The 25,773-nt window shown below is 68.5% G+C and carries 28 protein-coding genes; 26 read left to right on the forward strand and 2 right to left on the reverse strand.

What is annotated here, in order from left to right:
• The first annotated feature begins 1 nt into the window (after window position 1).
• From ASC46_RS17635 to ASC46_RS17650, 4 genes are read left to right on the forward strand one after another with little or no spacing between them, the layout of a single operon-like run.
• Window positions 2–199, forward strand: a complete 198-nt coding sequence (locus ASC46_RS17635) for a hypothetical protein (protein ID WP_055460616.1) — start codon at window positions 2–4, stop codon at window positions 197–199.
• On the forward strand, window positions 199–1,401 hold the full coding sequence (locus ASC46_RS17640; protein ID WP_055460617.1) for a DUF7146 domain-containing protein: 1,203 nt from the start codon (window positions 199–201) through the stop codon (window positions 1,399–1,401). Before ASC46_RS17635 ends, ASC46_RS17640 begins: the two co-directional genes overlap by 1 nt.
• Window positions 1,398–2,675: a DNA-methyltransferase gene (locus tag ASC46_RS17645; RefSeq protein ID WP_055460618.1), complete on the forward strand. Its 1,278-nt coding sequence runs from the start codon at window positions 1,398–1,400 to the stop codon at window positions 2,673–2,675. Before ASC46_RS17640 ends, ASC46_RS17645 begins: the two co-directional genes overlap by 4 nt.
• Before the next feature lie 3 nt (window positions 2,676–2,678).
• Window positions 2,679–3,245, forward strand: coding sequence for a GcrA family cell cycle regulator (locus ASC46_RS17650; RefSeq protein ID WP_055460619.1), 567 nt, complete (start codon window positions 2,679–2,681; stop codon window positions 3,243–3,245).
• Between the two features lie 26 nt (window positions 3,246–3,271).
• Here ASC46_RS17650 and ASC46_RS21350 read toward each other — a convergent pair whose 3' ends face one another.
• Window positions 3,272–4,036 carry a hypothetical protein gene (locus tag ASC46_RS21350; protein WP_141659711.1) on the reverse strand — a complete coding sequence of 255 codons (765 nt, stop codon included), beginning with the start codon at window positions 4,034–4,036 and terminating at the stop codon, window positions 3,272–3,274.
• A 194-nt stretch (window positions 4,037–4,230) separates the two neighbouring features.
• Here ASC46_RS21350 and ASC46_RS17655 point away from each other — a divergent pair, with 194 nt between their 5' ends.
• The 17 genes from ASC46_RS17655 (at window position 4,231) to ASC46_RS17740 (ending at window position 20,924) form a co-directional block, all read left to right on the forward strand.
• The gene (locus tag ASC46_RS17655; RefSeq protein ID WP_055460620.1) at window positions 4,231–5,706 is read left to right on the forward strand and encodes a primase-helicase family protein; all 1,476 of its coding nucleotides are present in this window, start codon (window positions 4,231–4,233) and stop codon (window positions 5,704–5,706) included.
• A gap of 342 nt (window positions 5,707–6,048) precedes the next feature.
• Window positions 6,049–6,912 carry a hypothetical protein gene (locus ASC46_RS17660; RefSeq protein ID WP_055460621.1) on the forward strand — a complete coding sequence of 288 codons (864 nt, stop codon included), beginning with the start codon at window positions 6,049–6,051 and terminating at the stop codon, window positions 6,910–6,912.
• 293 nt (window positions 6,913–7,205) lie between these two features.
• Window positions 7,206–7,820, forward strand: coding sequence for a phage tail protein (locus ASC46_RS17670; protein WP_055460623.1), 615 nt, complete (start codon window positions 7,206–7,208; stop codon window positions 7,818–7,820).
• 165 nt (window positions 7,821–7,985) lie between these two features.
• A complete protein-coding gene (locus ASC46_RS17675) occupies window positions 7,986–8,540 on the forward strand; it encodes an ArsR family transcriptional regulator (protein ID WP_210166012.1) in 555 nt (184 codons plus the stop codon).
• Window positions 8,537–10,594: a terminase gpA endonuclease subunit gene (locus ASC46_RS17680; RefSeq protein ID WP_072249560.1), complete on the forward strand. Its 2,058-nt coding sequence runs from the start codon at window positions 8,537–8,539 to the stop codon at window positions 10,592–10,594. Before ASC46_RS17675 ends, ASC46_RS17680 begins: the two co-directional genes overlap by 4 nt.
• A gap of 2 nt (window positions 10,595–10,596) precedes the next feature.
• Window positions 10,597–10,791, forward strand: a complete 195-nt coding sequence (locus ASC46_RS17685) for a phage head-tail joining protein (protein ID WP_055460625.1) — start codon at window positions 10,597–10,599, stop codon at window positions 10,789–10,791.
• Between the two features lie 13 nt (window positions 10,792–10,804).
• Complete coding sequence (locus tag ASC46_RS17690) at window positions 10,805–12,286, forward strand: phage portal protein (RefSeq protein WP_055460626.1); 1,482 nt, start codon at window positions 10,805–10,807, stop codon at window positions 12,284–12,286.
• A 5-nt stretch (window positions 12,287–12,291) separates the two neighbouring features.
• The gene (locus tag ASC46_RS21355) at window positions 12,292–12,924 is read left to right on the forward strand and encodes an HK97 family phage prohead protease (RefSeq protein WP_141659713.1); all 633 of its coding nucleotides are present in this window, start codon (window positions 12,292–12,294) and stop codon (window positions 12,922–12,924) included.
• A gap of 88 nt (window positions 12,925–13,012) precedes the next feature.
• Window positions 13,013–14,698 carry a phage major capsid protein gene (locus ASC46_RS17700; protein WP_055460628.1) on the forward strand — a complete coding sequence of 562 codons (1,686 nt, stop codon included), beginning with the start codon at window positions 13,013–13,015 and terminating at the stop codon, window positions 14,696–14,698.
• A gap of 72 nt (window positions 14,699–14,770) precedes the next feature.
• The gene (locus ASC46_RS17705; protein WP_055460629.1) at window positions 14,771–15,106 is read left to right on the forward strand and encodes a DUF2190 family protein; all 336 of its coding nucleotides are present in this window, start codon (window positions 14,771–14,773) and stop codon (window positions 15,104–15,106) included.
• Between the two features lie 4 nt (window positions 15,107–15,110).
• Window positions 15,111–15,512 (forward strand): hypothetical protein, encoded by a 402-nt coding sequence (locus ASC46_RS17710; RefSeq protein ID WP_055460630.1) that lies wholly within the window; start codon window positions 15,111–15,113, stop codon window positions 15,510–15,512.
• 17 nt (window positions 15,513–15,529) lie between these two features.
• Complete coding sequence (locus ASC46_RS17715; protein ID WP_055460631.1) at window positions 15,530–16,306, forward strand: hypothetical protein; 777 nt, start codon at window positions 15,530–15,532, stop codon at window positions 16,304–16,306.
• A 9-nt stretch (window positions 16,307–16,315) separates the two neighbouring features.
• A complete protein-coding gene (locus tag ASC46_RS17720; RefSeq protein WP_055460632.1) occupies window positions 16,316–16,543 on the forward strand; it encodes a DUF2635 domain-containing protein in 228 nt (75 codons plus the stop codon).
• Between the two features lie 9 nt (window positions 16,544–16,552).
• The gene (locus ASC46_RS17725) at window positions 16,553–18,061 is read left to right on the forward strand and encodes a phage tail sheath subtilisin-like domain-containing protein (protein WP_055460633.1); all 1,509 of its coding nucleotides are present in this window, start codon (window positions 16,553–16,555) and stop codon (window positions 18,059–18,061) included.
• Window positions 18,062–18,132: 71 nt separating this feature from the next.
• Window positions 18,133–18,501, forward strand: a complete 369-nt coding sequence (locus ASC46_RS17730; RefSeq protein WP_055460634.1) for a phage tail tube protein — start codon at window positions 18,133–18,135, stop codon at window positions 18,499–18,501.
• Between the two features lie 3 nt (window positions 18,502–18,504).
• Complete coding sequence (locus ASC46_RS17735; RefSeq protein WP_055460635.1) at window positions 18,505–18,870, forward strand: hypothetical protein; 366 nt, start codon at window positions 18,505–18,507, stop codon at window positions 18,868–18,870.
• Between the two features lie 71 nt (window positions 18,871–18,941).
• The gene (locus ASC46_RS17740; protein WP_055460636.1) at window positions 18,942–20,924 is read left to right on the forward strand and encodes a phage tail tape measure protein; all 1,983 of its coding nucleotides are present in this window, start codon (window positions 18,942–18,944) and stop codon (window positions 20,922–20,924) included.
• On the opposite strand, the gene ASC46_RS21360 is transcribed toward ASC46_RS17740, so the two are convergent.
• On the reverse strand, window positions 20,921–21,244 hold the full coding sequence (locus tag ASC46_RS21360) for a hypothetical protein (protein WP_141659714.1): 324 nt from the start codon (window positions 21,242–21,244) through the stop codon (window positions 20,921–20,923). The two genes, ASC46_RS17740 and ASC46_RS21360, sit on opposite strands and share 4 nt — an antisense overlap.
• 300 nt (window positions 21,245–21,544) lie before the next feature.
• Between ASC46_RS21360 and ASC46_RS17745 the strand changes: the two genes are divergently transcribed.
• The 5 genes from ASC46_RS17745 to ASC46_RS17765 all read left to right on the forward strand — a co-directional run.
• Window positions 21,545–22,747 (forward strand): DNA circularization N-terminal domain-containing protein, encoded by a 1,203-nt coding sequence (locus ASC46_RS17745; protein WP_055460637.1) that lies wholly within the window; start codon window positions 21,545–21,547, stop codon window positions 22,745–22,747.
• Window positions 22,748–22,759: 12 nt separating this feature from the next.
• A complete protein-coding gene (locus ASC46_RS17750; RefSeq protein WP_055460638.1) occupies window positions 22,760–23,824 on the forward strand; it encodes a phage baseplate assembly protein in 1,065 nt (354 codons plus the stop codon).
• Complete coding sequence (locus ASC46_RS17755; RefSeq protein ID WP_055460639.1) at window positions 23,817–24,353, forward strand: phage baseplate assembly protein V; 537 nt, start codon at window positions 23,817–23,819, stop codon at window positions 24,351–24,353. The genes ASC46_RS17750 and ASC46_RS17755 overlap by 8 nt, the downstream gene beginning before the upstream one ends.
• A gap of 12 nt (window positions 24,354–24,365) precedes the next feature.
• Window positions 24,366–24,905 carry a phage GP46 family protein gene (locus ASC46_RS17760; protein WP_055460640.1) on the forward strand — a complete coding sequence of 180 codons (540 nt, stop codon included), beginning with the start codon at window positions 24,366–24,368 and terminating at the stop codon, window positions 24,903–24,905.
• A partial coding sequence (locus tag ASC46_RS17765) for a baseplate J/gp47 family protein (RefSeq protein WP_055460641.1) occupies window positions 24,902–25,773 on the forward strand: 872 nt, incomplete at its 3' end. The genes ASC46_RS17760 and ASC46_RS17765, both read left to right, overlap by 4 nt.

The raw sequence follows: 25,773 nt of genomic DNA on the forward strand, positions 1-25,773 counted from the left end.
CATGCGCCGGCGCTTCACCGTCCACCACCTGCGCCACCCGCGCCGCGGGCGCATCGCCCGGCGCATGGCGGCTGCCGGCTGGCCGGCGCATGCGATTTGCCGTGCGCTCGGCATGCGGGCGGAGCGGCTGGCGGCGGTGCTGGCGGGGGCGGGCCTGTGGAGCGCGGAAGAGCGCGCCATGTTCCGGAGGGCGGCGTGATGGCGCGGCTTTCCGACGCTTCCCTAGACGACCTGCGCGCCCGCCGGCCGGTGGCCGATGTGGCCGGCCGGTGGGTGAGCCTGCGCCGCTCGGGCGGCAAGCTCATCGGGCCGTGCCCGATCTGCTCGGACGACCGGCAGAGCCGGACGGCCGGGCGCTTCGAGGTGGACGGCGAGCGCTGGGTGTGCGCCGTGTGCTGCGACGGCGGCGACGTCATCCGCCTCGTGGAGAAGGTGCAGGGGCTCGACTTCCGCGCCGCCGTCGCGTGGCTGGGCGGGGCCGAGGTGCTGGACCCCGAGGAGGAGCGGCGCCGGCAGGAGGAGCGGGAGCGCAAGCGCGCCCGGCGCGAGCGCGCGGCGGCCATCTTCCGCGAAAAGGAGCGCGAGCGGCTGTTCCGCCTGTGGCAGGGCGCCACGCCGATCCGCGGCACGGCGGCCGAGGAATACCTGCGCCTGCGCGGGCTGGAGCCCCCGCCGGAGGGGCGCCTGCGCGCCGCGCGCGAGATGCCCTATTTCCACGGCGAGGAGCCGGACCCGCGGCGGCCGGGCAAGATGCGCCAGCGCGTGATCTACACGGGGCCGGCCATGCTCGCCGGCATCATCGGGCCCGACTGGCGCTTCGCCGGGCTGCACATCACCTGGGTGGACCCGTCGCGGCCGAAGGGCAAGGCGCTCATCGTCGACCCGGAGACGGGCGAGGTACTGAAGGTCAAGAAGGTGCGCGGCTCCAAACGGGGCGGGCACATCCATCTCGCTGGGCCGTTCGGGCCGGACGCACGGCCGACGCGCATCATCCGCGGGGAGGGCATCGAGACGGTGCTCTCGGTGCGCAAGGCGCTCGTGGCGCAGGGGGCGGACCTCGGCGCGACGGTGTTCCAGTCCTCGGTCGACCTCGGCAACCTCGGCGGCCTGCATGCCGGGACGGTGCCGCACCCGACCCTGACACAGGTGGACCGCGCCGGGCGCGCGCGACCCGTTCTCGTTCCCGGCCCGATGCCGGACATGAGCCAGCCGGGCATTCCCGTGCACGACAGCGTGACGGACCTGGTGCAGCTCGGCGACGGCGATTCCGAGCGCTTCCTCACCGAATGCGCCCTCAAGCGCGGAGCCGCCCGCTATGCGCGCGAGGGCCGGACCATCCGCAACGCCTGGGCGCCGGCCGGGGCGGATTTCAATGATCTTCTCGAAGGGGTGGCGGGATGACGGTGGCGATCCTTCTCGGCGACGTGCTCGCCCGCCTGCGCGAGTTGCCGGCCGACCACTTCGACTGCGTCGTGACGAGCCCGCCCTATTGGGGGCTGCGCGACTATGGCGTGGCAGGGCAAATCGGCCTCGAGCCGACGCTCGGCGAGCACCTGACCGTTATGGTCGACGTGTTCCGCGAGGTCCGGCGGGTGATGAAGCCCACGGGCACGCTGTGGCTCAACTACGGCGACTGCTACGCCACGACGCCGAACGGCCGCAGCGCGGCCGACACGAAAGCGGCCGGCAGCGACGACCGGACGTTTCGGGACAAGCCTTTCTCGACGGTCGGCGGGGTGCTGAAGGCGAAGGACCTTTGCATGGTCCCGAACCGGCTCGCCATCGCGCTGCAGGAGGACGGCTGGTGGGTTCGTTCCGAGATCATCTGGGGCAAGCCCAATGCGATGCCCGATTCCTCCGGCCGCTTCCGCCCGGCGACGGCGCACGAGAAGTGGTTCCTGCTCACCAAGTCCGACGAGGTGAATTTCTGGACCGCGCGCGACACGGGCGAGATTTCGTCCGCGCCGGACCTCGCCGAGCAGTGCCTCATGGTGACGACCGGCAAGCCGGGGCCGCGGTGGATCGGGCTCGGGCACTTCTACAATGCCGAGGCGGTGCGCGTCTCCCGAGCGTCCGACGAGGATGCGAACGGAGTCCGGGGAGGCTCCTATGTCGGAGGCGTCCCCGGGCCTCGCGCCACGCGCGGGAACAGGCGCGTCAAGATGCCCGATGGGTGGGACACCGGCCCCGGTGGCCATGGCTCTCGCCACCGGCAAGGCCGTGAGAAGGGTGGTTACGTCGAGGGCAAGCAACGCGGCCACTCCCGCCCTCATGCCGGCTTCAACGAGCGCTGGGACGACATGCCCCGCGAGGAGCAGCGGGGGAATGGACGGCTGCTGCGGAATTTCGAGCCGGCCCCGTTGCCCGTGTGGGACGTGGCGACGGCGGCCTTTCGCGATGCGCATTTCGCGACCTTTCCGCCCGAGCTCGTCGAGCGCTGCCTGCGTGCCGGGTGCCCGGCCGACGGCAGGGTGCTCGACCCCTTCGGCGGGGCAGGCACGACGGGGCTCGTCGCTGATGCCCTCGGGCTCGACTGCACGCTGATCGAGCTCAATCCCGAATACGCCGAGATCGCCCGGAAGCGGATCGACGTCGGCATCGTGCGGCGTGCCGTCGTCGTGCCCGAAGACGCGCCGGCACCTGCCGAAACCCTTTCCCTCTTTGCTGCGGAGTGAGCCATGGCGCATCTAGCCAAGGAAACCCGCGACGCCATCGTCGCCGCCTATGGACGTGAATCGGCCCGCACGGTCGGCGAGCGCTATGGCCTCAGCCGCAATGCCGTGATCGGCCTTTGGCACCGCCATGTGCCAGCCGAACTGCGCGGCACCGCCCCGCGCAGCCATGCTGAGCCCCGGCGGGCACCGCGCGCCGCGCGAGCGGCCGCTGCCCGGCCGGAGCCTCGGTCCCTGTCGGAGCCGGCGGCTGCCGCGCGCATCGTGGACAGGCGCGGCAGCGCGCCGGTGGCCCTGCCTCCCTTGCCCGTGCCGGCCGACGAGCCGGCGCCGGAAGGCGGCGTCGGCATCGCCGGCCTCGAGCTTCGGCATTGCCGCTATTCGGTCGGCACCGGGCCCGATGGCCGGCTGCGCTTCTGCGGCGCCTCGCGCCTGCGCCGGCCGGGCGTCTTTTCCGACGGCTGCTCGCCCTATTGCGCCGAGCACACGCGCCTCAGCTATGCGCCGGCGCCGGTGAGGGAAAAGCGGAAGGACGGCCCCCGGCCGCAGCACGTGGCGTGGGGGTGGGGGTGATGTTGCAACGCGGCCCCCTCAGCCGGCTACGACGCCACTCGAATTCGCCTACTGGCCCTGCTAAGTGCGTCCTGCAACTGGCGCTTGATCGTAAAGGACTCCTCTTCCGCCTGCCGAAGGGCCTCTCTTACCGTAGATACATGACCCTGAATGCGGCGGTTGAACTCTTCAACTCGCTCGTCGACGATCTGCGTCGCATTGGCGTACTGGATACTTGCCAGAGTTTCCCTTGGAAGATTGAAGAGATCGAAAAGACTTCCGGCGGCTTTGATCAAATGGCCGGGTTGCCGACGAATATCATCGATACGCATGCCAAGTGGGTATCGCGTTACGTGTTCTCTCAGAGCTCTTTCCAAGTTCTCGGTTTTTTTGATTATTATATTCGATTCCGACATTCCAAGTTTGAAAACTGCGGACATCGCATTGTTTGGCGCTCGTATGTTCTTAGCGTGTCGCTCAATTTCCATAAGAATGATAGATATATTCGCAAGTATTTCATCTTCTTTAACGCGGGCGGAGATTTCGTCGCGCAGGAGGGGCAAGACGCTTACTACAGATTGTTCTCTGCTAATACGAACTTGTTCTCTTACGGGGGTCGCGGCGATTACCGCGGCAATAATGGCGAGACTTCCCGCGACAAGGCTTTGGTATCGGTCGAGCCAAAACTCCAGCCGGCAGACCCCCAGTCCCAAAGAAATGCCCGCCTCCTTAGACGGGCAGATAATGGCCGCGGAGATTGCCACGCACGCATAAACGCCGATAACCAAAAGGCCCGCCAGCGTGGCAACCACGGCAGTCCTCGATCGAGTTCGCATCCGCACCTCCGGTCGATTCGCGGGTCCCTGCTAGGGTATCATTTGCTTCGATACATTCATTGCTGTCCGGTTGGGGGCGCTCTCGAAGGTTGGGCGGCAAGATATTGCGCTCGGTCGGCCCATTTGCCTCTTCGCGTTGTCGATGGTGCGTGCCATTGGGGAGTGTTCGCATGACGGACGATCCCCTGCGCACGATTGCCGAGATCGTCGAGAATGCGCCGCCGGTGGGCGGGGGCGATTCCCACGGCGAGGGAGAGACCGGGCAGGAAGGGGTGGAAAGCCCTGCCGGTGGCGGCCCACCGGCCACGCCGCGCGCGCTCGGCTTCGACGTGGAGCGGATGAACGAGGAATTCGCCCTCGTGCTGATGGGCTCAAAGGCCGTCGTCTTCCTCGACCAGCCCAATGCGCCGGTGGAAGACCAGCAACGGGTGCTGACCCTCGACGCCTTCCGGGCATGGTTCGCCAACCGCCACACCGAGGTGCGCGGGGCCGACGGCAAGATCAAGCCGGTGACCTGGGCGACGGCCTGGCTGCAAAGCCGGGACCGGCGCAGCTTTCGCGGCATCGAATTCTATCCGGACCCGCAGGGGGCGCCCGGCACGGCGGGCTATCTCAACCTGTGGTCGGGCTTTTCCGTCGCGCCCAGGGCGAAGGAGAACGGCTATGCCATCCTGCGCGACCACATGCTGAACAACGTGTGCCGGGGCAATGAGGCGCACTATCGCTGGTTCTTTGGCTTCTTCGCCCACATGTTCCAACGCCCGCGGGAGCGCCTCGGCGTCGCCGTCGTGATGCGCGGCAAGATGGGCTCGGGCAAGACCAAGGTCGGCGAGATCATCGGCTCGCTGCTGCCGCGCCATTACTTCCTTGTCGACGACCCGCGCTATGTGACCGGCCAGTTCAACGCGCACATGGCGACCTGTCTGCTGCTGCAGGCGGACGAAGCCGTGTGGGCCGGCGACAAGGCAGCGGAGGGGCGGCTCAAGGGCCTCGTCACGTCGCCCATCCAGCAGATCGAGGCGAAGGGCGTCGATCCCATCCGGCTCAAGAATTACGTGCGCCTCATCATGACCTCGAACGAGGACTGGGTGGTGCCGGCCGGCAAGGACGAGCGGCGCTTTTGTGTGCTCGACGTGGACCCGCGCTGCGCGCAGAACCACGATTATTTCCGCGAGATGGACGAGGAACTCGACAACGGCGGCCGGGCGGCCCTGCTGCACGACCTGCTCACATTCGACCTCGACAGCGTGAACCTGCGGCAGATTCCCCGCACCGAGGCGCTGCTGGAACAGAAGATCCGCTCCCTCGACAGCGTCGAAAGCTGGTGGTTTGAGCGCCTGATGTCCGGCGCCACCACGCGCGACGGCAGCGAGTGGGTGACGGAAATCCCGAAATCGACGCTGGTCGACGACTACATCGCGACCTCGGAGCGCATCGGCGTGCGGCGCAAGGCGGCCGAGACTGAGGTGGGCATGAAGCTGAGCAAGCTCGTGCCCGGCCTCGCGACCGTGCGCGCCTGGTGGGAGGAGAGCCCGGCCGTGATGCGCCGACGCTGGTGCTTCCGCCTGCCGTCGCTGGAGGACTGCCGGGCCGCCTTCGAGGAGGCCGTGCAGCAGCCCGTGGCGTGGCCCGATGACGCAGCGTGAGAGAGACCGGGCTCGAAGGGATGGAAGGCCTTTTGGCGGCGGTGTCCAGCCTAGGTTGGACAGGGCAGGGGAAGGTTGGACAGCGCAAGTGATTGATTTTGCTGGGGCTGTCCAACCTGTCCAACCTGTCCAACCTTTTCGCCTCCCGCGTGTGCGCGCGCGGGGGCACGCGCGAGGGTTCATTCGCGCCGAACGGTCCCGCTCTCGCCCGGCAAATTCGGCCCTTGAGGTTGGACAGGTTGGACAGGTTGGACAAAACGAGCGGAAACAAAGGCTTACGGCTGTCCAACCTTCGTTTTTCAGTTTCGGAAGGTTGGACAGGTTGGACAAGGGGACGCGGCGATGACGGTGAAGCGGGTGATGGATATCGAGGCGGTGCTGCGGTGGACCTATCGGGATGAGCTGCCGAAGGCGGCGCCGGTGCGGGCCGGCCTCTCGCGCGGCATGAGCGCCGGGTGGGACAGCGTCGAGACCTTCGTCGAGTTGCTGACGGTCATCGACGACAACGGCTTCGGCGTCGTGCCGGACCTCCTCTCCACCGGCGGGCCGCACGACGACGCCCTCATCGTCTTCGAGCGGGTGCGGGCGCTCGACGAACTCGTCATCGACCTGCCCAAGGACTGGAACCCGATGGCGGACCTCGGCGACCTCGGCGACCTCGGGCGGGAGGCGGTCGCCCGCGCCATTGCCAGCGTCACCGTCATCGACGCCCAGGACCGCCGCCGCCTGCGCCGCACGCCGCGCCGCCTCGTCGAGAAGCACGCCATTCTCGGCGGGTGCCCGGACTGGGAGATGGAGGCGCCGGCCGTCGAGGTGGTGCGCCGTGGCAAGACCGGCCAGCCGGCGTGGTTCATGCGGGACGTGATCTGGGAAGAGACCGTCAGCGGCGAGCGCGTGCAGCGCATCGTCGAGGTGGACGGCTACAGCTATACGCGCCGCCGGCCGCGTCCCGGCGCCTATCAGAAGACGCGCCTCGTGCCGGACCCGGTCGCGGGCCTCGTCGAGCGGGCGGAATACGAGGTGTGGCGGGCGGCGCTCGACCTGCTGAGCGAGGAGCTTTCGGGCCGGCTCGAATCAGTCGACGTGCGGCCTTCGCCGCGCCCGCTGCGCCCGTGGGAGGCGGGAGAGGCCGGGCCGCGCATCCTCCAAAGCATGCTGAAACCGTTGCAGGGCAAGGAGGTGCGGCCGCGGCGGGCGCGGCGATAGGAAAAAGGGGCTTGCGCGCGACCTTTATTTCGCCGATGGTCACCACACACGAAAAGGTTTGAAATCGAAGAAGCCCCGCCGGGTCGCCCGCGCGGGGTTTTTGCGTTGGAGGCGGGCATGTGCGGAGGTTGTGCCGAACGTCGTGCCGCCCTTGGCCGCTCCGCCGCCGCGCTCGTGCGTGGCGATGGCGCCCGCGCCCTCGACGAGGTGCGCAGCGTCGTGCGGTCCGCCGCGCAGGACGCATCGTCGGCCTTCGCGCAACGGGTGGCGGCGGCACGAGCGAGGCTGCGGCGATGAGCGTCACCGTCCGCGTGACCGACACCTTCGACAAGCTCGAACGCGCCTTCCGCGATCTCGTGCCTGTCGAGCGCCGGAACGCCGCCTATGCCAGGGCCATCAATAAGGCCGTGGCGCAGGCCCGCACCCAGTGGGTGCGCTTCATCGTCAAGAGCACGCAACTGCCCTACGGCTACGTGCGCAGCGCGACCGTGGTGTTCAACGCCTCGGCGGCGCGGCCGACCGCGACGCTGACGGTGTCGGGGCGCTACCTCACCCTGTTCCGCTACGCGCTGGCGGCAGGCGGCAAGCCGTTCCTGTTGCCGAGCGGCGTTGTGGCAGGGCGCTGGGGCATGCACCGCGGCGCGTTCATCGCCAAGATGCCGAACGGTCACATCGGTGTCTTCGCCCGCAATGGCAAAAAGATGCTGCCGCCGAAGGGCAAGCGGGACGCGATTAAGCAGCTCTACGGCCCGTCCGTGCCGCGCCCGCTGCTCGACGAGCGCAAGGTCGGGTTCAACAAGGACGCGGCCAAGGTCATCACGGACAAGGTCGGCGAGGTCATCCTGCCGCTGGCCCTGCACGAGATCGGCCGCGAGATCGACCGCGTGAAGGCCCGCCACGGGGTCTGACGCGAAGTTTCACGACGGATGTTTCACGGGTCCTTCCCCCCGGGGAGGGCGCCACGGGGGCGCGGCCCGCGAGATTTTGCCAGTAAGTCAGGTCAAAAATCAGGGTTGACGATGTTGACGACGCCGACAACTCCGGTTGACGCGCCTCGCGCCGTCATGTGGACGGTGAAACAGGTCGCCGATCGGGACGGGGTGTCGAAACAGGCCGTCTCGAAGAAGGTCAAGGACCTCGTCGAGCGGCACGGCCTTGCCGTCGAGCGCGACGGGCAGGGGCGGGTGGTCGCGTTGAACGTGGCCGAATACGACCACCTGCGTGGCCGGTACGGGGATCCGTCGAAGGCGCAGGCGCCGCGGCAGCAGGAATTGCCGCAGCCGCCGCCGAGCGAGAGCTACGACGAGGCCCTGCGCCAGAAGACCTGGCACGAGGCCGAGCGACGCCGCATCGAGCTCGAGGAGATGAAGGGCAGGCTCGTGCCCGTCGCCGCCGTCGAGAGCATCGTCGCGGAGAGCGGGGCGGCTATCGCCAGCGTCATCGACCGCCTGCCGTCGTCGGCTGACGATCTTGCCGCGGCGGTCGCGCGGGACGGCTCGCACGGGCTGCGGGTCGCCCTCAAGAAACTCGCCAACGCTATGCGCGAGGATATCGCCAAGGCACTCGACAAGGTCGCCGTGACCAGGCGAAGCGAAGACGAGACGGAACCCGAACCGGCCGAGCCATGACAGGACATCCCGACGCCGCGGTGCTCGTCGCCGGCGGGTTTTCGCGCGCCATCCGGCCGCAGAAGCCGGTGCCGCTGTCGCGGTGGATGAGCCAGAACCTCGTGCTCGTCGACGGGCCGAATGCCGGCGAGCTGTGGACGCTGGCGGGCGCGCCCTATCTCGGCGAGATCGCCGACTGCCTCAGCGACGACCACCCGTGCAACCTCGTCACGGTGCGCAAGTCGCAGCAGACCGGCGCGTCCATCCTGGCGCTCGGCTGGTGCCTTTACATCGCCGACCGCGAGCCGGCGAACACGCTTTATGTCGCGCCCGGCATCGACATGCTGCGGGACCTCAACTCGGCGAAGCTCGGGCCCCTCATCAAGGCCTGGCACAAGCACATCAAGCGGACCGTCATCGCCGAGCAGACGTCGCGCTCGGGCGCCGGGTCGACGACTTACGAGAAGGTGTTTCCCGGCGGCCGTCTGTGGCTCGGCAACGCCAATTCCGTCATGGACCTGTCGTCCAAGACCGCGAAGAAGGGCATCAAGGACGAACTGTCGAAGTGGCAGGACATCCCCGGCTTCGGCGATCCAGAAACGCTGTTCGAAGGGCGCTTCACGGCGTTCCGCCGGACGAAAAGCTACAAGATCCTCGAAATCTCGACGCCGGAGATCGACACCGGCGACGAGCTCGGCGAGGCGATGGGTCATTGCCGCATCGACCGCTCCTTCAAGCGGTCGGACCAGCGGTTCTATTTCCTGTCGTGCCCGGAGTGCGGATCGTTCTTCACGCACAATCCGGACCGCTTCCAGGTCGACGAGAAGCATCCGCACCGCTCTGCTTACCAGTGCGACCACTGCGGTCACGGGATCACAGAAACGGAGCGGGTCGCCGCGCTGAAGTCGGGCGATTGCCACTGGCGGCCGACGGCTGAAGGGCCAGATCGGCACCCCGGCTTCCACATCGACGCCTTCATCTCGCTGATGATGAGCTACGAGGCGATCGCCGAGGACAAGATCAAGGCCGAGAAGCGTGGCGAGCGGGGCCGCAAGGACTACTCGAACCTCACGCTGGGCCGGCCTTTCCGGTTCCGCGGCGACGCCCCGGACCATGAAAAGCTGATGGCCCGCCGCGACCCGGAGGTGCGGCGCGGGCGCGTGCCGGCCGGCGGCCTCCTGCTCGTCGCGGGCGCCGACGTGCAGATGCGCGGCATCTGGCTGGAGGTCATCGCGGTCGGCGCCGACCGACAGACGTGGACCGTCGAGGTCGACTTTCTCGACGGCGACACCTCGCAGCCGACGGGCGAGGCCTTCCAGAAGCTCCGGACGGCGACGATCGACCGGACCTTCCAAGATGCGTGGGACCGGCCTCGCCGCATCGACGCGCTTGCGGTCGACGCCGGCTATCGCTCGCATGTGGTCTATTCCTGGGTGCGGAACAACCAGCGTCTGCACCCGGACACGGGCCGCGACCTCATCCTGGCGGTCGATGGCCGGGACGGCTGGGGGCACCCGGCCATCGGCACGCCGCGGCTCGTCGACATCGACCTCGACGGGCAGAAGGTGAAGCAAGGCGCCAAGCTCTGGCCGGTCGGCACGTGGCCCCTCAAGGGCTCGTTCTATGCCGACCTGCAGTTGCTCGGCGTCATGTCCAACCAGCCGGCCAATCCGCCGGGCTATTGTCACTTCGGCGCGTGGCTCGACGAGGCCTATTTCAAGCAGCTGACCGACGAGCGGCTCGAGGACGTGATCGTTCGCGGACGCGTCGCCGGCCGACGCTGGGTCGACACGGGCAACAATCACCTGCTCGACTGCCGGGTCTACAACCTGGCGCTCGCCGAATATCTCGGCCTGTCGTCATCGACCCCGGAAGAGTGGGCGGCGCTCGCGCGGCGGCGAGGGTTGCCTGAGGAGCTGTCGCGGGCGGACCTGTTCACGCCGCGGCAGGAGGCTGCGGCCGATCCGGCCCGAGACAATCCGAACGCCTCACCCGGCCCCGCTGCTGAGGTGACGAAACCCGCCGCTCGGGATGGCGACTGGATCGGGCGCGATCTGAGCAACTGGCTGGACTGACCATGTTCACACAGGAAGATGCCGTGACGCTTCGCCGGGCTCTGGCGACCGGGGCGCATAAGGTCCGCTACGCGGACGGTCGCGAAGTCACCTATCGCTCGCAGGCCGAGATCGAATCCATGCTCGCCAAGGTGGAGGATGAGCTCGCAGGCCGAGACCGCTGCATCGTGTCCTACGCCGAACACTCGCGCGATTGACCGGGAGAACGTCGTGTCCCGCATTCTCAAGGCTCTCGCCTGGGTGGCGCCCGGGGCCGCTTCCGCGCGCCTGCGGACCTTTGCGGCCATCGACGCCTGGCGATCCTACGACGCGGCCAACCGCGGCCGCCGCGGGGCAAGCTTCAAGCGCGGCGCCGATTCGGCCAATGCGGCTCTGTCGACCGCGCTGAAGCCGCTCCGCGATCGCTCCCGCGACATGTCGCGGAACACGTGGATCGGGCAGCGCATGCTCGACGTGCTCTGCGCCCATGTCGTCGGCACGGGCATCGTCGTCAAGTTCAAGGACAAGACGGCGCAACGGCTCTGGAACGAGTGGATCAAGCGTTCGGACGTCGAGGGCGAGATTGACTTCGCCGGGCAGCAGCTCGCCGCCGTTCGGGCCATGCTCGAAGGCGGCGACAGCCTGGTGCGGTTCGTGCCTCGCCCGCTCGACACGCCGGGTGTGCCACTCCGCCTGCAGGTGCTCGAGGGCGACTTTATCGACGAGACGCGCGACGGCCTCGTTGACGAGCGGCGAGTGAGACTGGGTGTCGTGCTCGGTGAGTGGGACGCGCGGGAGGGGTTCTATATTTTTCCCCGCCATCCCGGCGAGGCCGCCGTCTCGGTGGGTGGTGCAAGCGGGCTGTCGCCGTCGCGCTTCATTCCGCGGTCGGAGTTCTGCCATCTCTTCCGCGCCCTGCGGCCCGGGCAGGTCCGCGGTGTGCCGCTGATGGCGCCCATGATGATGACGGCGCGCGACTTCGCGGATCTCATGGACGCGGTTGTCGTGAAGGCGCGGATGGAAGCCTGCATAGGGCTTCTCATCACAAGCTCCGATGGGCGCACCGGATTGCCCGGCACAGTAGCGCAGGGCGAGGCACCGGAGCCGATTGATCGCCTTCGCCCCGGCATGACAATGCGGTTCCGCGATGGGGAGACGGTTCAGGCCTTCGCACCGGCCAGCACAAGCCAGTTCGAACCCATCGCCCTGTCGGCCCTGCAGGGGATCGCGGCCGGCGGCATGATCACTTACGACCAGCTGACGGGGGATTTGCGGCGGGCGAACTACTCGTCGATGAAGACCGGCCGGATCGAGCACCGGCGGTTGGTCGAACAGCTGCAGTGGCTGTGCGTCGTGCCGAAGCTGATGGAACCCGTGGTCGAGCGCTTCCTCGAGACGGCGATTATGGCCGGCAAGCTGCGCCGGCGGGTCGCACCCTACACGCGGGAATACATCATGCCGGCGAACGAGCCGGTCGATCCGCTCAAGGACATGCAGGCCGATATCCTGGCCGTGCGATCGGGGCGCATGACGCCGCAGGAGTTCATCGCCTCCTGGGGCAACGACCCTGACGAGGTCCTGCAGGCGACTGCCGACTTCTGGAAGTCCGCGGACGAGATGGGCGTGATCCTCGATACGGATCCGCGCCGCACCACGCAAACCGGCGCAGCGCAGGCGAGCGAGCCCGAGGGGCGGCGCGAGGACGAAGGCTGAGCACCATGAAGCACCAAAAGCCGATAGGGGTGGAGAATCGCTCCATCCCCCTTCTTGTGCGCGAGGCCGGTGTCACAAGCATCGACGGAGGCCGGCGCACTTTCGAGGTCATCTGGACCACCGGTGCACCGGTCCTGCGTCGGGATTTCTGGACCGACGAGCTGTTCGTCGAGGAACTGGTTGTCAGCCCCAATGCCATTCGCATGGAGCGCCTGGCGAGCGGCGCGGCGCCGTTCCTCAGCGAGCACTGGCGCGGCATGGGAGTTGTCGAGCGGGCCTGGCTCGACGGCAGTCAAGGCCGCGCGCTCATCCGATTCCCGAAGGCGGGCATTGATGCCGATGCGGACCGGACCTTCGCGCTGATCGACGACGGCATCCGCAAGAATGTCTCGGTCGGCTACCGGGTGCATCGCTTCGAGCAGGAGCGGGACGCAGACAACCGCCTGGTGCGGCGGGCGGTCGACTGGGAGCCTTATGAGATCTCCAGCGTGACCATTGGCGCCGATCCGAATGCGCGGGTGCGCAGCGAGGATCGCGGCTCCTTCGACTGCACCTTCGAAACGCGTGCCGCGACCATCGGAACCGCGTCGATTGCCACCCGCATGCGGATGCGGGCGGCCGGCCTCGGCATCGCCTGAGACCACCAGTTCGCTACCTGCCCGCCGCCGGGGCGGCAGGGTCTACGGCGCATTGCCCCCGGATGATCAAACCCTGAGGAGACGGTCAATGAAGACCATCAAACTCGCGGCAGTGCTCATCGCATGCGCCGTGATCACCAGTCTTGCCCTCTCGGCGTTTTCGCCGGAAGCCTTCGCCGCCATTGTTCCGGTCCAGTCCGGCATCGACGGCCATGCCGCTGTGTCCTGGCTGCAGGACGCGATGGCGCTTGCCAATCCGGCGCTTCTTGCCCTTCGCGCGCAGCGCGATGACCTGACTGCGCGGGCGGCTGCCAAGATCGCCGAAGTGAAGGACGACACGCCGACGGACGACGCCCGGCGCATTGAGGGCGAGCACGGGGAGCTGCTGCGCGAGCTCGAGCGCGTGAATGGCGAGATCGCCACCATGGAGCGGGCTGACGCCGCCCGCTCGCCGACGCCTGCGCCTGCTCCGGACCTGGCCGCGGAACGCGCGCGCTCGGCCGAGATCATGGACCTCGGCACGCGCGCAGGCATGGCCCGCGAGGATATCGACGGCGCAGTGCGGTCCGGGCAGACGGTGGAGGAGTTCCGCCGCAGGGCTTTCGACCATATGGCGGCCCGGGCGTCGTCGAGCGCGACCTCCTCGGTGCGCGTCGAGCGCGACGAGACCGAGACGCGCCGTGCCGCCCTCTCCGAGGCGCTCTCGTTCCGCATTGGCGGTGTCGCCGCCGTGCGCCGGAACGACGAGGGACGCCTCGAGGTCGTCCGCGCCCTCTCGGGGCCGGCGCAATCCTTCGCGCGCCATGGCCTTGCGGAGATGGCCGCCGAAGTTCTGGGCGAGCGCTCCATGCCGCGCTCCTTCGCCGAACGCGAGGAGGTGCTGCGCCGCGCCTTCCACACGACGACGGATTTCCCGATCATCTTCGAGGGGTCCATCAATCGCGTGCTGCAGGCACGCTATATCCAGGCGCAGCCGACCTACCGGCGCATCTCGGTGCAGCGCAATTTCGTCGACTTCCGCCCCCACGACGTGGTGCGGGTCGGTGACTTCCCGATGCTGCAGCCGGTCGGCGAGGGCGGAAAGATCAAGTTCGGCACATTCGGCGAGGCGAAGGAGACGGTGGTTGTCGCGCCCTATGCGGTGCAGTTCGCGCTCACCCGCCAGATGCTGGTGAACGACCACCTCGGCGCGATCGACCAGGTGCTCGGCTCTTATGGCGACACGGTTGCTCTCTTCGAGGAGCAGACCTTCTACGCCATGAAGGGTGTGGCGTCCGGCCTCGGCCCGACGCTGAAGGAGGACAACAAGACGGTCTTCCACGCCGATCACGGCAACCTCGCCGGGGCGGGCACCGTCATCGACGTCGCCAATCTCGGAAAGGCCCGGGCGGCGATGCGCAAACAGAAGAACATGAGCGGCGCGCCGATCAACGTCGCCCCGCGGATCCTTCTTGTCGGTCCGGACAAGGAAACCGAGGCCGAGCAGGTCACCTCGTCGATCCAGCCGCAGCAGGCGGGGAACGTGAACCCCTTCTCGGGTCGCCTCGAGGTGGTGGCGACGGCGCAGGTCTCCGGCAACGCCTGGGAGCTCTATGCCGAACCGTCGGCGCTGCCTGTCTTCCAATGGGGGCTGCTGGAAGGCTACACGGCGCCGCGCATGCGCATCGAGAACCCGTTCGGCGTCTCGGGCGTCGGCATCTCGCTGGAGCATGACTTCGGCTGTGGCGCCATCGACTTCCGCGGCGCTTATCGCAACCCCGGTGCGGCCGGCTAAGCCGGCCCCTCGCGCATCCGGCCGGCAGACGCCGGCCGGCCATCCCACCTGCGCAGATCAATCGAGGGCATCATGAAGAACTATGTTCAGCACGGGGATACCATTCCCCTGACCGCTCCTGCCGGCGGCGTCGTCGGTGGCAATGGCTACCTCATCGGCTCGCTCTTCGTCGTGGCGCTGTTTTCGACGGGTGAGGGCAAGTCCTTCGAGGGCCAGACCGAAGGCGTCATTCGCCTGCCGAAGGCGACGGGCTCCGCCTGGACCGAGGGCGCCAAGCTCTACTGGAACGACACCAGCAAGTACGTGACGGTCACGGCGACCGACAACACGTTCATCGGCTATGCTGCCGCGGCCGCCGCTTCGGCGGATACCGCCGGCAACGTGCTGTTGCGGCAGGCGGGCGTCTGACGCCATGGGCTCGCTCTTCGCGCGGCTCGATGCCGCCGCCGAGCGGGTGCAGCAGGGCGTCTACGGCGAGCGGTGGCGGCTCGTGCCGCTGCGGCGTGCCGGCGTCAACAGCGCGCCGGCGCCCGATCCGGACAGGGCCGAGCGTGAGGTGGTGGGCATCTATCGGGATGCGCCCACCACCGTCTCGGCTCCGGACGCATATGACCAGCGCACGGACAAGCGGCCAGGGGTGGTCACGGGCGACCCGATCGTCGAGATCGATCCGCGCAACCAGGCGGAGCCACCGCTCGACGTGCGCGAGGGCGACCTGCTCGTGCGGCTCGCCGACGGCGTCACGTGGCGCATCGCCAATGCGCCGCCCGACGGCATGGGCCGCCTGCAGTGCCGGGTTCTGAAAACCGCCTGATCCGGTGAGGTCGATCCATGAGCCTGCATCGTCTTGCCCTGCGGCTTGCCGCCGTCGAGGCGCTTTGCCCGGCGGCGAGTGAGGAGGCGGGCCCCTATCCGACGCTGGCGGGCCGGCTCGTCTACGACAGCCGGCAGGTGCCCATCGACCAGCTCGTGCCGGACAAGCCGCGCCCGATTCTCCTCGTCTACACGGAGGAGGACAAGGGCACGCCGTGGGGTTCCGGCCGGCACCGGCCCGAAGAGACCATCGTCACGCTGGTGGTCGAGGCCCTCATCGCCGCGCGCGGAACGGTGGTCATCGACCTGCCGGACGGCGGCACCGGCACGGTCGGCGTCGCCGACGTCGGACCGACGGATCCGGAGCACGAGGCGCTCCTCGACGTGCTCGAGGCGCAGGTGCGCTACGCCCTTGACCGACGCTCCATGGCCCCGTCGGCGGAGCTCTATCGACGCATCGCCATGGAAGTACGGGCGATCGAATCGGTGCCGCTGCGCGATGCCGAGAAGACGACGCGGCTCGCCTTTCGGACCATCTCCTTCACCGTGCAGGTGCGGGCGACGGAATGGCCGGCGCCCGGCGCAGAGCCGACGCTGCCCGAGCCGCTGCGCACGGTGGCGGAAGCCCTGCCGGTGGGCAGCTACGGTCGCGACATCTGCGACCGCGTCGCCGGCCTGGTGCCGGCTCCGCCCGGCCTCGTGCCGCTCGAGGCCATCGACATCTTCGCCGGCATCGGCCGCATGCCGACCGCCGAGGACCACGACGTCCGCGCCCACGTGACCGGCGCAACCTGAGGAACAACCATGGCCCGCCGCATCTTCGCGCGTCTCGCCGATCCGGCGAGCAAGCTTCCCATGCCCGACCGCGATTTCCGCCTATTCCCGTCGGCGGGAATGACGGTCGATGCCGACGATCCCTTCTGGATGGCCTGCCTCGCCGACGGCTCGGTGGTCGAGGTGAGCCCACCGGAGGAGGGCGCCGAGAAGGTGCCCGCCAGCCCCAACGCCTCCACTGCAAAGACCAAGCGCTGAGGAACTGCCATGAGCATCGGATTCAACAATATCCCCGGCTCGGGGCTCGTCGCGCCGCTCTTCGCCTTCGAGGTCAACAGCGCGGGCTGGCACGACAGCGTCTCGCGTCTCATCCTCGTTGGCCACAAGACGAGCGCGGGGACGCTCGCCGACAATACGCCGTCGGTTGTCACGTCGCTGTCGGAAGCCGACGCGCTCGCGGGGCCCGGCTCCATGCTACGCGAGATGTATCGCATCTCCGCCCGCAACGCCCCGGCTCAGGAAATCTGGATGGTGCCGGTGCCGGAGACAGGAACGGCGCCGACCTGGACGCTGACGGTGGGCACGCCGCCGACGGCGGGCGGCCTCGGCGTCATCGACATCAGCGGCGAGCGCCTGTCGGTGACAATCGCGCCGGGGGATGCGGCAGCGGACGTGGCGACGGCCCTCGCGGCGGCGATCAACGGCTATTTCGACGATCTCACAGGCGCCATGCTGACGGTGACCGCGGCCGCGGCGGCCGAGGTCGTCACCGTCACCTCGCGCCACAAGGGCGCGATCATGGCCGAGGAAGACTTCTTCGTGCCGACGAACATCTCGGGCAACTGGTTCGCCACGTCCGGGGCGCTCACTGTCGCGACCGGCACGGCCGGCGCCGGCACGCCGTCTCTCGCCGCCGCTCTCGCCGCCCTCGGCGATGAGCCGGCGGACATGATCGTCTCGCCGTGGGCCGACACGACCTCGCTTGATGCCTACCAGGCTGCGCTGTCCGATGTTTCGGGCCGGTGGTCGTGGATGCGGCAGAGCTATGGTCATGCGACCTGCTGCAACACCGGCAACACGGCGGCGCAAACGACGCTCGGGCTCGGCCGCAATGATCGACATGCGACCACGATCCCGCGCCTGCCGGGCACGCCCCACGCGCCGTGGCTCTGGGCGGCCGGCTTTGCCGCCCGCGTGATTCCGTGGCTGTCGGACACGGTCACCGGCAATGTCTCGCGGAACCAGACGGGGCTTGTCGTCGAAGGCCTTGCCCCGCCGCGCGACCGCAGCACCTGGTGGGGCTACTCTGCCCGCAACACGCTGAACAAGTCCGGCATTTCCAGTTGGAAGGTCACGGCCGACGGCAAGGTTGCGATCGACAAGCTGGTGACGATGTATCGCCTCGGGCCGAGCGGGCAGCCGGATTCGACCTTCCGCGACATCCAGGCGCTGTTCCAGGTGTCGGGCGGCCTGTCCTACATCCGCACCGTGCTTGCCGACGAGCAGGGGCAGAAGGCGCTCGCCGACGACAACCCCGGTAACCTCGCGGCCATCACGACGCCGAAGGACATCAAGGGCTCGTTCATCCACGCCTACGAGGCGCTGGTGCTGCGCGGCGTCTTCGAGAACGTGCCGGAGTTCGTGCAGCGCCTCGACGTGCGGCGGAATGCGCAGAACCCCAACCGGATCGACGTGTTCGCCCCGCTCGACCGGGTGAACCCGCTCGACGTCCTCGCGGCCAACGCGACGATCTATCAGCAGTACGTCCGCACCTGACCGGGCGCTGACGGGCCGGCCCTGCGGGGCCGGTCACACCCTTCCACAATCCGCAACGGGAGACCGGCGCCATGGCCAGCTTCGGCGGCGAAATGCGTTTCACCTTCAACGGCGCGCCCCTCATCCTGCGCGCCGCCATCAAGACGACGCCCTCGAACACCGAAGTCGAGGGCATCGTCAACCAGGACAACAGCGTGTCAGCCTCGCACAAGCCGTCCGGCTACGGCTTCGAGCCGACCTTCGAGGATGCGGCGGACGTGGACTGGGACGCCATCATGCGCAATGGCCCCTTCAACGTCTCGTGCATCGAAGACCACACGGGCACGGTGCACACCTGGACCGGCGCGCTCTTCACCGGCCGCCCGAACGTCGACCGGGGCACCGGCGAGGTGACGGGAATCCAGGGCCTCGCCCGCAGCTATCGAAAGTCGCGGGCCTGACCGATGAGCAAGACGACCACCATCGCGCTAGCGGAACCCGTGCTTTGGCACGACCAGCAGGTGCACGAGATCGCCCTGCGGGCGCCGACCTTCGCCGAGTTTATGGACCTCGGCGAGCCCTATGCCGAGGGCTACGCCAAGAGCGGCATCTACTTCCGGAACGTCGACTACCAGACCGTGCGCGAATATGCGCAGCGCCTCTTGATCGACCAGGACAAGGTGCACGCGCTCGGGCTCCTCGGCCTCGCCGATGCGCGCAAGGTGAGGGATGCCGTCCTCGATTTTTTTCGCGAACCCGAGGCGTCGCCGCCGTCGCTGACAGCCTCGTCTTCGGGCTCGGCTGGGACGTCGGGACCGTCCAGCGCCTGACGCTCGACGAGATCTGCGCGTGGGGCTCCCGGGCCGTCGACTGGCACAAGCGCCGCAAGGGGAAGTGAACCATGACGAGGGCCCGCACGCTCGAGGCCGGCGCCATCATCACGGCGTCGGACCGCACCGGTGCCGCCTTTGCGTCCGTCTCGCGCAAGCTCGCCGGCCTCGACCGCTCGGCGAGGAGCGTCAGCCGCTCGATGACGATGCACGATCGTGCGGCCAGGACCATGACCGCAGGGATGATCGCTGCCGGTCGCGTGCTCGGCCCGGCCGCGCTCGCTTATGGCACGACCCGTGCCGTGCGTAGCTTTGCCGAGCTCGAGCGGAGGATGACCCGCGTCGGCATCACAGCGGACGCCTCGCGCGAGGACATGCAGCAGTTCACGGGCGAGGCCCGCCGCATGGCGGGCGAACTCGCGATGCCCATGGACCAGATCGTGGCCGGTGCCGACGCGCTCGCCGCACAAGGCCGGTCCATGCAGGAGATTCGCGCGATCCTGCCGTCCGTCGCGAAGACGGCGCAGGCGGCCGGTGCCGAGGTGGATGACATCGCCCGCTCGGCCGACGCTGTCGGCACCCACCTGCAGATCGGCGCGACCGAGATGCAGAAGGCCTTCGACATCATGGCTGAGGGCGGCAAGGCCGGGCAGTTCGAACTGAAGGACATGGCCCGCTACCTGCCGTCGCTCGCGCCGGCAGCGAAGGCCCTCGGGATGGAGGGGACGAAGGGACTGTCCGATCTCGTCGCCATGCTGCAGATCCTGCGCAAGGGCGCCGGCTCCGCTGAGGAGGCGGCGACCTCCATGAACAACATCCTCCAGAAGATGTCTTCGGAGGAGACGCGCAAGCGCTTTGCGAAGATGGGCGTGAACCTCGAGGCGGCGCTCAAGAAGGGACGCAAGGAGGGGCGCAACCTCATCGAGGTCTTCGAGGAAGCGACGTGGAAGGCGATCAAGGGCGACCTGTCGCAGTTGCCCAAGGTCATCAACGACATGGAGTTCGCACGCGGCATGCGAGCGCTCCTGTCGATGCGCGGCGAGTGGCAGAAGCTCGCCAGCACCATCGGCCAGGCGAGCGGGACGGTCGAGCGCGACCTCAACATGGTTCTGGGCGACACCCAGGCGAAGCTCCAGACGCTGTCCAACTCATGGGATCGGTTCGTCAATGCCGTCGGTTCCGGGGCCGTCAGCATGGGTGTGGGCAGCCTGCTGCAGGGCCTGGCTGAGAGCATTGAGGAACTCGGCAGCGGGCTGGAAAAGGTCGAGAACATCCTCGAAAAGCGCCGGCAGATCGCGGCGGCCGATGCCGACGCTTCGGGAGACGCACGCGGCACGAAGAAGTGGATCGAGGAAGAGACGCAGAAGGGCGCCGCCTTCGACGCCTGGATCCTCGCCAAGACGGGCATCGACTTCAGCCGCGGGCTCGCCGGCCTCGTCGAAGCCTACGAGCAGTCGCTCAGCGTCGATGCGGCACTGCGGGAAGGCCGGCGCAGTGCGGAGGGGCGGTCCGACAAGGCGCGCGAGGACATGCTCGATGAGCTGCTCTATGGCCGCTCATCGCTCGGCGACAAGCGGCTCGCCGCCTTCTCTTCCGCCATGGGGGAGGAGGAGAACCGCCGCATCTACGACCTGCAGCGCGAACTGGAGCGCTTGCAGGCAGTGTGGATGGCACAGCGTGGCATGAGCCTCGGCTTCTGGCAGCCCTTCGGTGCTTCGGCGCAAGGCAAGGGCTGGAAGGGAGCGAAAGCCATCGGCGCCGGGCCCGGCATGGATGGGCTTTCCGGTGCCAGCACGATGGAGGGACCGGGCTTCGGCGCCTTCGGCGCGAAGATGGGCGTGCCCCTCATCGGCGATGGCGGGCCGATCAAGGCCGAGCTCGAAGGGCATGCGCGCGTCGTCAACGAAATCGAGCTTACGCTCAACACCGATCTCTTCCGGGCGCAGGTGCGGCAGGTCATCCGCGAGGAGGTCGGGCACATCCGCCTTTCGCCGCAGATGAGCCCGGTCGGGCCGGGCTCAACGGGCTTGTCGTCGCCGGATGCGGGCGGCTAACCGCCATTTCCTGCGATTGCTCGTGTGGCATCGATCTGCTGTTTCGAAGTGTCGGCAAGTACATGGCCGAGATCTCGCAGCCGCTGAATAATTACGCCAAGGCCGATCATGATGTTGATCGCGGCGACTGCCGCCCAGCCTGCGGTAATCCTAGACCATTGAGCGCCGAGATACGCGGCTTCTGCCATAGAAAAGGTGCCGGCCTCGCGACCTCTGTAGCTCCAAACAGAGAAGCTTTCACCCGTAAGGAAAAAGATCGCTCCCGCGTTGAAAACGATCAGTAGGAAAAGTGGAAAAGTGCCGCGAAAGTTGAGCTTCATGGTCAATCCCCCGGTTGGAAAGGGGGAGATTAGACGAGGATGGCCGGTCGGCAAGCCACCCAGGGGGCGCATCTGATGAAGCCATGACAAGGAACGTGAAGCTGTCCTCGGTCATGTCGATGGAGCGGACTTGAAATGCGGCCACCATCGTGCGGTCGCGCCCGCGCAATGCGGCCGAGCACGCGATAATGGCGGAGGTTCTGGCGTTCCGGATCGGGGATCACGGCATCCCCGACGATTTCCTGCTGGCCTATTGCGAGACCTTCGGAAGCTCGCTCTGTCGTGAGGAGCAACTAAGCGATGAGGGACTGGTCGCGCACGCTGTTCCACGCCTCGTTTCGTGGCGTGCCCTTCTGGGTCGAGGTCGACGAGGAGAGGGGCGGGCGGCGCATCGTCACGCATGAGTTTCCCATGCGCGACGAGCCGTTTCACGAGGACCTGGGCGAGAAGGCGGCCATTTTCTCGGTGACGGCCTATCTCGCCTCGGACGCGGCCGATGCGGAGGCAGCGGCGCTCGCAAGTGCCAGCCGCGCCCGCGGCCCGGCGGTCCTCGTCCTGCCCATGCATGGGCCACTGACGGCCCGCTGCGTCGACTTTCGCCGCTCGCGCGAGCGGGATCGGGCCGGCTATGTCGCCTACGAACTCGATTTCGTGCGCGAAGGGGCGACCGTTGCCATCGCGAGCGTCGCCTTTCTGGCGCAACAGGTCTTCAACGCGGTCGACGCGCTCGCCGGCATCATCGGTGGCGCCTATGCGGAGCTGACGGACGTGCGCCGGCGGCCCGACTATGCGGTGGCCGCGGCGGTCGATGCGGCACAGGACGCGGCGGCGACGCTCGAGGTGGTGCGCACGTCGCAGCCCGTCGACCCGGAGGTGAGCGCCGGGGCGCGCGATGCGATCGCGGCCCTGCACGACGAGGCGCCGGCCCTCATCATCCGGGCGGCCGGCGCGGCGCCGGAGGTGGCCGAGCGGATCTTCGCCATCGCGCGGAACCTGGGCGACGGCCTGCCGGCCGATGCCGCCGTCGGCGCCTTTCGCGAGATCGTCGCGATTCGTCCCTTCGTGGAGCCGGCGCGCACGGACGGGGAGCGGGCCGCGGCCCAGAACCGCAGTATCACGGGCCTCGTGCTGCGCCTCGCCGCTCTGGCGGCCATGGTCGAGGCCACCACCCGCCGGCAGTTCGACGGGCGGCGGGATGCGATCACGGCGCGCGGGGAGCTCGCCGAACTCATCGCGCGCGAGCAGGCGGGCATGACGGGCGCGGCCTATGCCGCGCTCTACCTCGCCAGCGAGGATATGAGCGGGCGCGCCGTCGACCTGCTGTCGCGCCAGATCGCGGACATTGCGCCCATCGTCACCGTCACGGTGCCGCGGGCACTGCCGTCGCTGTGGCACGCCTGGCGGCTGTACGGCGACCCGAACCGAGCCGACGACCTCGTGCGGCGCAACCGCGTCGTCCATCCATCCTTCATGCCCGAGCGTTTCGAGGCGCTCGGGAATTGAGGCCAGCCGACCATGGGAGAGGAGATCGTCACCGTCGTCGTCGGCGGGCAACGCTTCACAGCCTTCTTGCGCATGCAGGTGCGCGCCTCCATGAAGGAGGCGGCGCGGTCGTTTCGCCTCGAGGTGGCGGCCGAACTGGGGGCCACGGCGACGGCCTGGACGTTCCGCGCCGGGGCAAAGGTATCCATCTATGCCAATGACGACCTGCTGCTCGTCGGCCATGTCGACCGCTACCGGCCGCGCATCGACGCCGAGGACGCGCGCGTCGCGATCGAGGGCCGGTCTAAGTCGGCCGACATCATCGATTCCTCAGCGGAGCACGACACGGGCAGCTTCGAGCAGAAGACGCCGGTGGAAATCGCGAACGAACTCGGGGCGCCCTTCGGCGTCACCTTCGCCGCCGACGGCGAGATGGAGCCGATCGACTACCAGATCACGCCGGGCGAATCCGTGTTCCGGGCCGTGGAGAAGATGGCCCGGCAGCAGGGCTACACCCTGATGGGTGAGGCCGACGGCAGCATCCGCATGCCGAAGGCCGGCAGCAAGCGGCACGCGGGCGGCATCGTCGAAGGGCAGAACCTGAAGAGCGGCGAGGCCGACCACAACTGGTCCAACCGCCACAGCAAGTATGTGGTGAAGGGGCAGCGCGCCGTCGGCAGCGGGCCGGACAGCCTCGAGGTGGAGGCCATCGCCCGTGATGCCGGCGTCGGCCGCTATCGCCCCGTCATCATCGTGGAGCAGGACGACACCACGCCGGCCCGGGCCCGCAAGACGGCGCGGAACCGGCGCGACAAGGCGGCGGGTAGGGCCCTGTCGGCGACCGTCACCGTTCAGGGTTTTCGCGATGAGCGAGGCGCCATCTGGCGGCCGGGCTGGCTGGTGTGGGCCGAAAGCGAGTTCCTGCAGATCCGGCAGGAAATGCTCATCGAGACCGTCGACTTCGTGCAGGACGGCGTAGGCGGCAGCGAGGCCAAGCTCGGTCTCGTCGACCCGCGCTCCTACGGAGGGAAGAAGAACAAGGGCAACAAGTCCGGCGACGCGTGGGAGCAGAGCGACGACGAGGCGACCGATGAGTGACGTCTATCACCTCGACGACGCGGTGCGCGCCATGATCCGCCGGGCGAAGCTCGTCTCGCTCGACGACAGCGGCGGACAGCAGATGATGGGCCTCGCCGGGCTCAAGGGCGACAGCCCGCGGAAGGTGCCGCGGGTGCAGCCCTACGGCTTCACGTCGAACCCGCCGGCTGATTCCGTCGGCGTTCTCCTCTCGCTGGGCGGCCGGTCCGACCGCGCGATGGTCATCGGCGTGGAGCACGAGGCCTATCGGCCGCGCAGCCTGCCGGGAGGTGCGACGGCCATCTATGACCAGTTCGGCAGCATCGTCTCGCTGGTCGAGCAAGAGGTCCGCGTCGTGCACGCGCAGAAGGTGGTCGTGAGCGCGCCCGAGATCACCCTCGAGGCTGGCGGCTCGCGGATGACCATTTCCGCCGGCGGCACGGACATCCAGTCGCCGGCCCTGCGGCACAACGGCCGCAACATCGGCGAGACGCACGTCCACACCAACGTGCAGCCGGGCCTGGGCAACACCGGCCAACCTGCGGCCTGATCAGGAACGGTCATGGACATCCTTATCCGCACTGCCGAAGGGCAGGAGGCGCAGCCTTTCCTGTTGTGGGACAGCGTCTGGGACGGCGCGACGCACCAGGCCGACTGGGCCTTGGCCGATGGCGACGCCCTCAACGTCGGCGGCCTTCGTGCCCGCTCGGCGCTGGAGACGGCGGTGGTGCTGGCGCTCTTCACCGACCGGCGGGTGCGCGATGACCACCCGCTGCGGAAATATGCCGACGCCGACCCCCGCGGCTGGTGGGGCGACGGCGTCGACGTGCGCGCCGACCTCGGCGAGGAGCCGCTGGGCTCCCTGCTGTGGCTGCTGGAGCGGGCGGCGCTCACCGAGGATGTGCCGCGCTGGGCCAAGGCCATGGCCGAGGAGGCGCTCATGCCGTTGCTGCGCCAGGGGGCGGCCTCGCGCATCGACGTGGAGGCGAGCGCCCGGGCGCCGGACAACCGGCTCGACCTGATGGTGCGGCTCTACGGGGCTGACGGCCAGAAAATATACGACCGGCGCTTCGAGATCGTCTGGAGCCAGATGCTGAGATGACCTTCGCCATCCCCTCACTCCCCGATCTCGTCGAGCGGGCGCGCCGTGCCTTCCGCGGGGCTCTGCCCGGCTCGGATGCCTGGCTGTGGCCCAACAACATCGGCCCGTCCGCCAAGGTCATGGGCGGTCTGACGCACGAGGTGTTCGGTTTCGCCGACTACATCGCGAAACAGAAATTCGCGCTGACGGCGGAGGGCGAAAACCTCGACATGCATGGTGCCGAGCTGGGGCTTGCCCGCCGACCGGCTACGCCATCGCAGGGACAGGCCGTGTTCACCGCACCTGCGGCATTGACGGTCGATCCGGGCGCCATCCTGCGCCGGGGCGACGGGGTGCAGTTCCGTGTCGTGGCCGGCGACAGCCTGCCGTCGGCCGGGACGCTGACGCTCGACATCGCCTCGACAGGCACAGGCAAGGCGACGATGACGCTGCCGGGCACCACGCTTTCGGCCGTGTCCGGCCTCATCGGGACGGCGACGATCGCGGTGGGCGCCGCCGGTCTCGTCGGCGGCGCCGACGTGGAGCTGGATGGCGACCCGTTCACGTCTGACCTCGGTACCTTCCGCGGGCGCATCCTCTTCCGCAAGCGCAACCCGCCACAGGGGGGGGCGGCGGCGGATTATGTGATGTGGGCGGGCGAGGTGGCCGGCGTCACGGGCGTCTTCGTCGAGCGGCGCTGGTCAGGTCCGGGCACGGTGCGCGTTTTCCCGCTGATGCACGACCTCTTCGAGGACGGCATTCCCGATGCCGCGAACGTGCAGCGGGTGGCCGAGCACATCGACGTGCTCGCGCCGGCCGGGGCCGTCGTCACGGTGGTGGCGCCGGTGCCCCGTGTCATCGACGTGACCATCGACGGGCTCGTGCCCGC

This window comes from Chelatococcus sambhunathii (assembly GCF_001418005.1).
GTDB lineage: Bacteria > Pseudomonadota > Alphaproteobacteria > Rhizobiales > Beijerinckiaceae > Chelatococcus_A > Chelatococcus_A sambhunathii.

Coding starts and splice junctions, on each gene's coding strand:
- ASC46_RS17735 (WP_055460635.1), top strand. CDS start 18,505: ATGAGCAAGACGACCACCATCGCGCTAGCGGAACCCGTGCTTTGGCAC.
- ASC46_RS17670 (WP_055460623.1), top strand. CDS start 7,206: ATGAGCGTCACCGTCCGCGTGACCGACACCTTCGACAAGCTCGAACGC.
- ASC46_RS17685 (WP_055460625.1), top strand. CDS start 10,597: ATGTTCACACAGGAAGATGCCGTGACGCTTCGCCGGGCTCTGGCGACC.
- ASC46_RS17700 (WP_055460628.1), top strand. CDS start 13,013: ATGAAGACCATCAAACTCGCGGCAGTGCTCATCGCATGCGCCGTGATC.
- ASC46_RS17745 (WP_055460637.1), top strand. CDS start 21,545: ATGAGGGACTGGTCGCGCACGCTGTTCCACGCCTCGTTTCGTGGCGTG.
- ASC46_RS17645 (WP_055460618.1), top strand. CDS start 1,398: ATGACGGTGGCGATCCTTCTCGGCGACGTGCTCGCCCGCCTGCGCGAG.
- ASC46_RS17720 (WP_055460632.1), top strand. CDS start 16,316: ATGGCCCGCCGCATCTTCGCGCGTCTCGCCGATCCGGCGAGCAAGCTT.
- ASC46_RS17760 (WP_055460640.1), top strand. CDS start 24,366: ATGGACATCCTTATCCGCACTGCCGAAGGGCAGGAGGCGCAGCCTTTC.
- ASC46_RS17640 (WP_055460617.1), top strand. CDS start 199: ATGGCGCGGCTTTCCGACGCTTCCCTAGACGACCTGCGCGCCCGCCGG.
- ASC46_RS17680 (WP_072249560.1), top strand. CDS start 8,537: ATGACAGGACATCCCGACGCCGCGGTGCTCGTCGCCGGCGGGTTTTCG.
- ASC46_RS17740 (WP_055460636.1), top strand. CDS start 18,942: ATGACGAGGGCCCGCACGCTCGAGGCCGGCGCCATCATCACGGCGTCG.
- ASC46_RS17750 (WP_055460638.1), top strand. CDS start 22,760: ATGGGAGAGGAGATCGTCACCGTCGTCGTCGGCGGGCAACGCTTCACA.
- ASC46_RS17705 (WP_055460629.1), top strand. CDS start 14,771: ATGAAGAACTATGTTCAGCACGGGGATACCATTCCCCTGACCGCTCCT.
- ASC46_RS17655 (WP_055460620.1), top strand. CDS start 4,231: ATGACGGACGATCCCCTGCGCACGATTGCCGAGATCGTCGAGAATGCG.
- ASC46_RS17755 (WP_055460639.1), top strand. CDS start 23,817: ATGAGTGACGTCTATCACCTCGACGACGCGGTGCGCGCCATGATCCGC.
- ASC46_RS17715 (WP_055460631.1), top strand. CDS start 15,530: ATGAGCCTGCATCGTCTTGCCCTGCGGCTTGCCGCCGTCGAGGCGCTT.
- ASC46_RS17660 (WP_055460621.1), top strand. CDS start 6,049: ATGACGGTGAAGCGGGTGATGGATATCGAGGCGGTGCTGCGGTGGACC.
- ASC46_RS21360 (WP_141659714.1), bottom strand. CDS start 21,244: ATGAAGCTCAACTTTCGCGGCACTTTTCCACTTTTCCTACTGATCGTT.
- ASC46_RS17635 (WP_055460616.1), top strand. CDS start 2: ATGCGCCGGCGCTTCACCGTCCACCACCTGCGCCACCCGCGCCGCGGG.
- ASC46_RS17710 (WP_055460630.1), top strand. CDS start 15,111: ATGGGCTCGCTCTTCGCGCGGCTCGATGCCGCCGCCGAGCGGGTGCAG.
- ASC46_RS21355 (WP_141659713.1), top strand. CDS start 12,292: ATGAAGCACCAAAAGCCGATAGGGGTGGAGAATCGCTCCATCCCCCTT.
- ASC46_RS17725 (WP_055460633.1), top strand. CDS start 16,553: ATGAGCATCGGATTCAACAATATCCCCGGCTCGGGGCTCGTCGCGCCG.
- ASC46_RS17730 (WP_055460634.1), top strand. CDS start 18,133: ATGGCCAGCTTCGGCGGCGAAATGCGTTTCACCTTCAACGGCGCGCCC.
- ASC46_RS17650 (WP_055460619.1), top strand. CDS start 2,679: ATGGCGCATCTAGCCAAGGAAACCCGCGACGCCATCGTCGCCGCCTAT.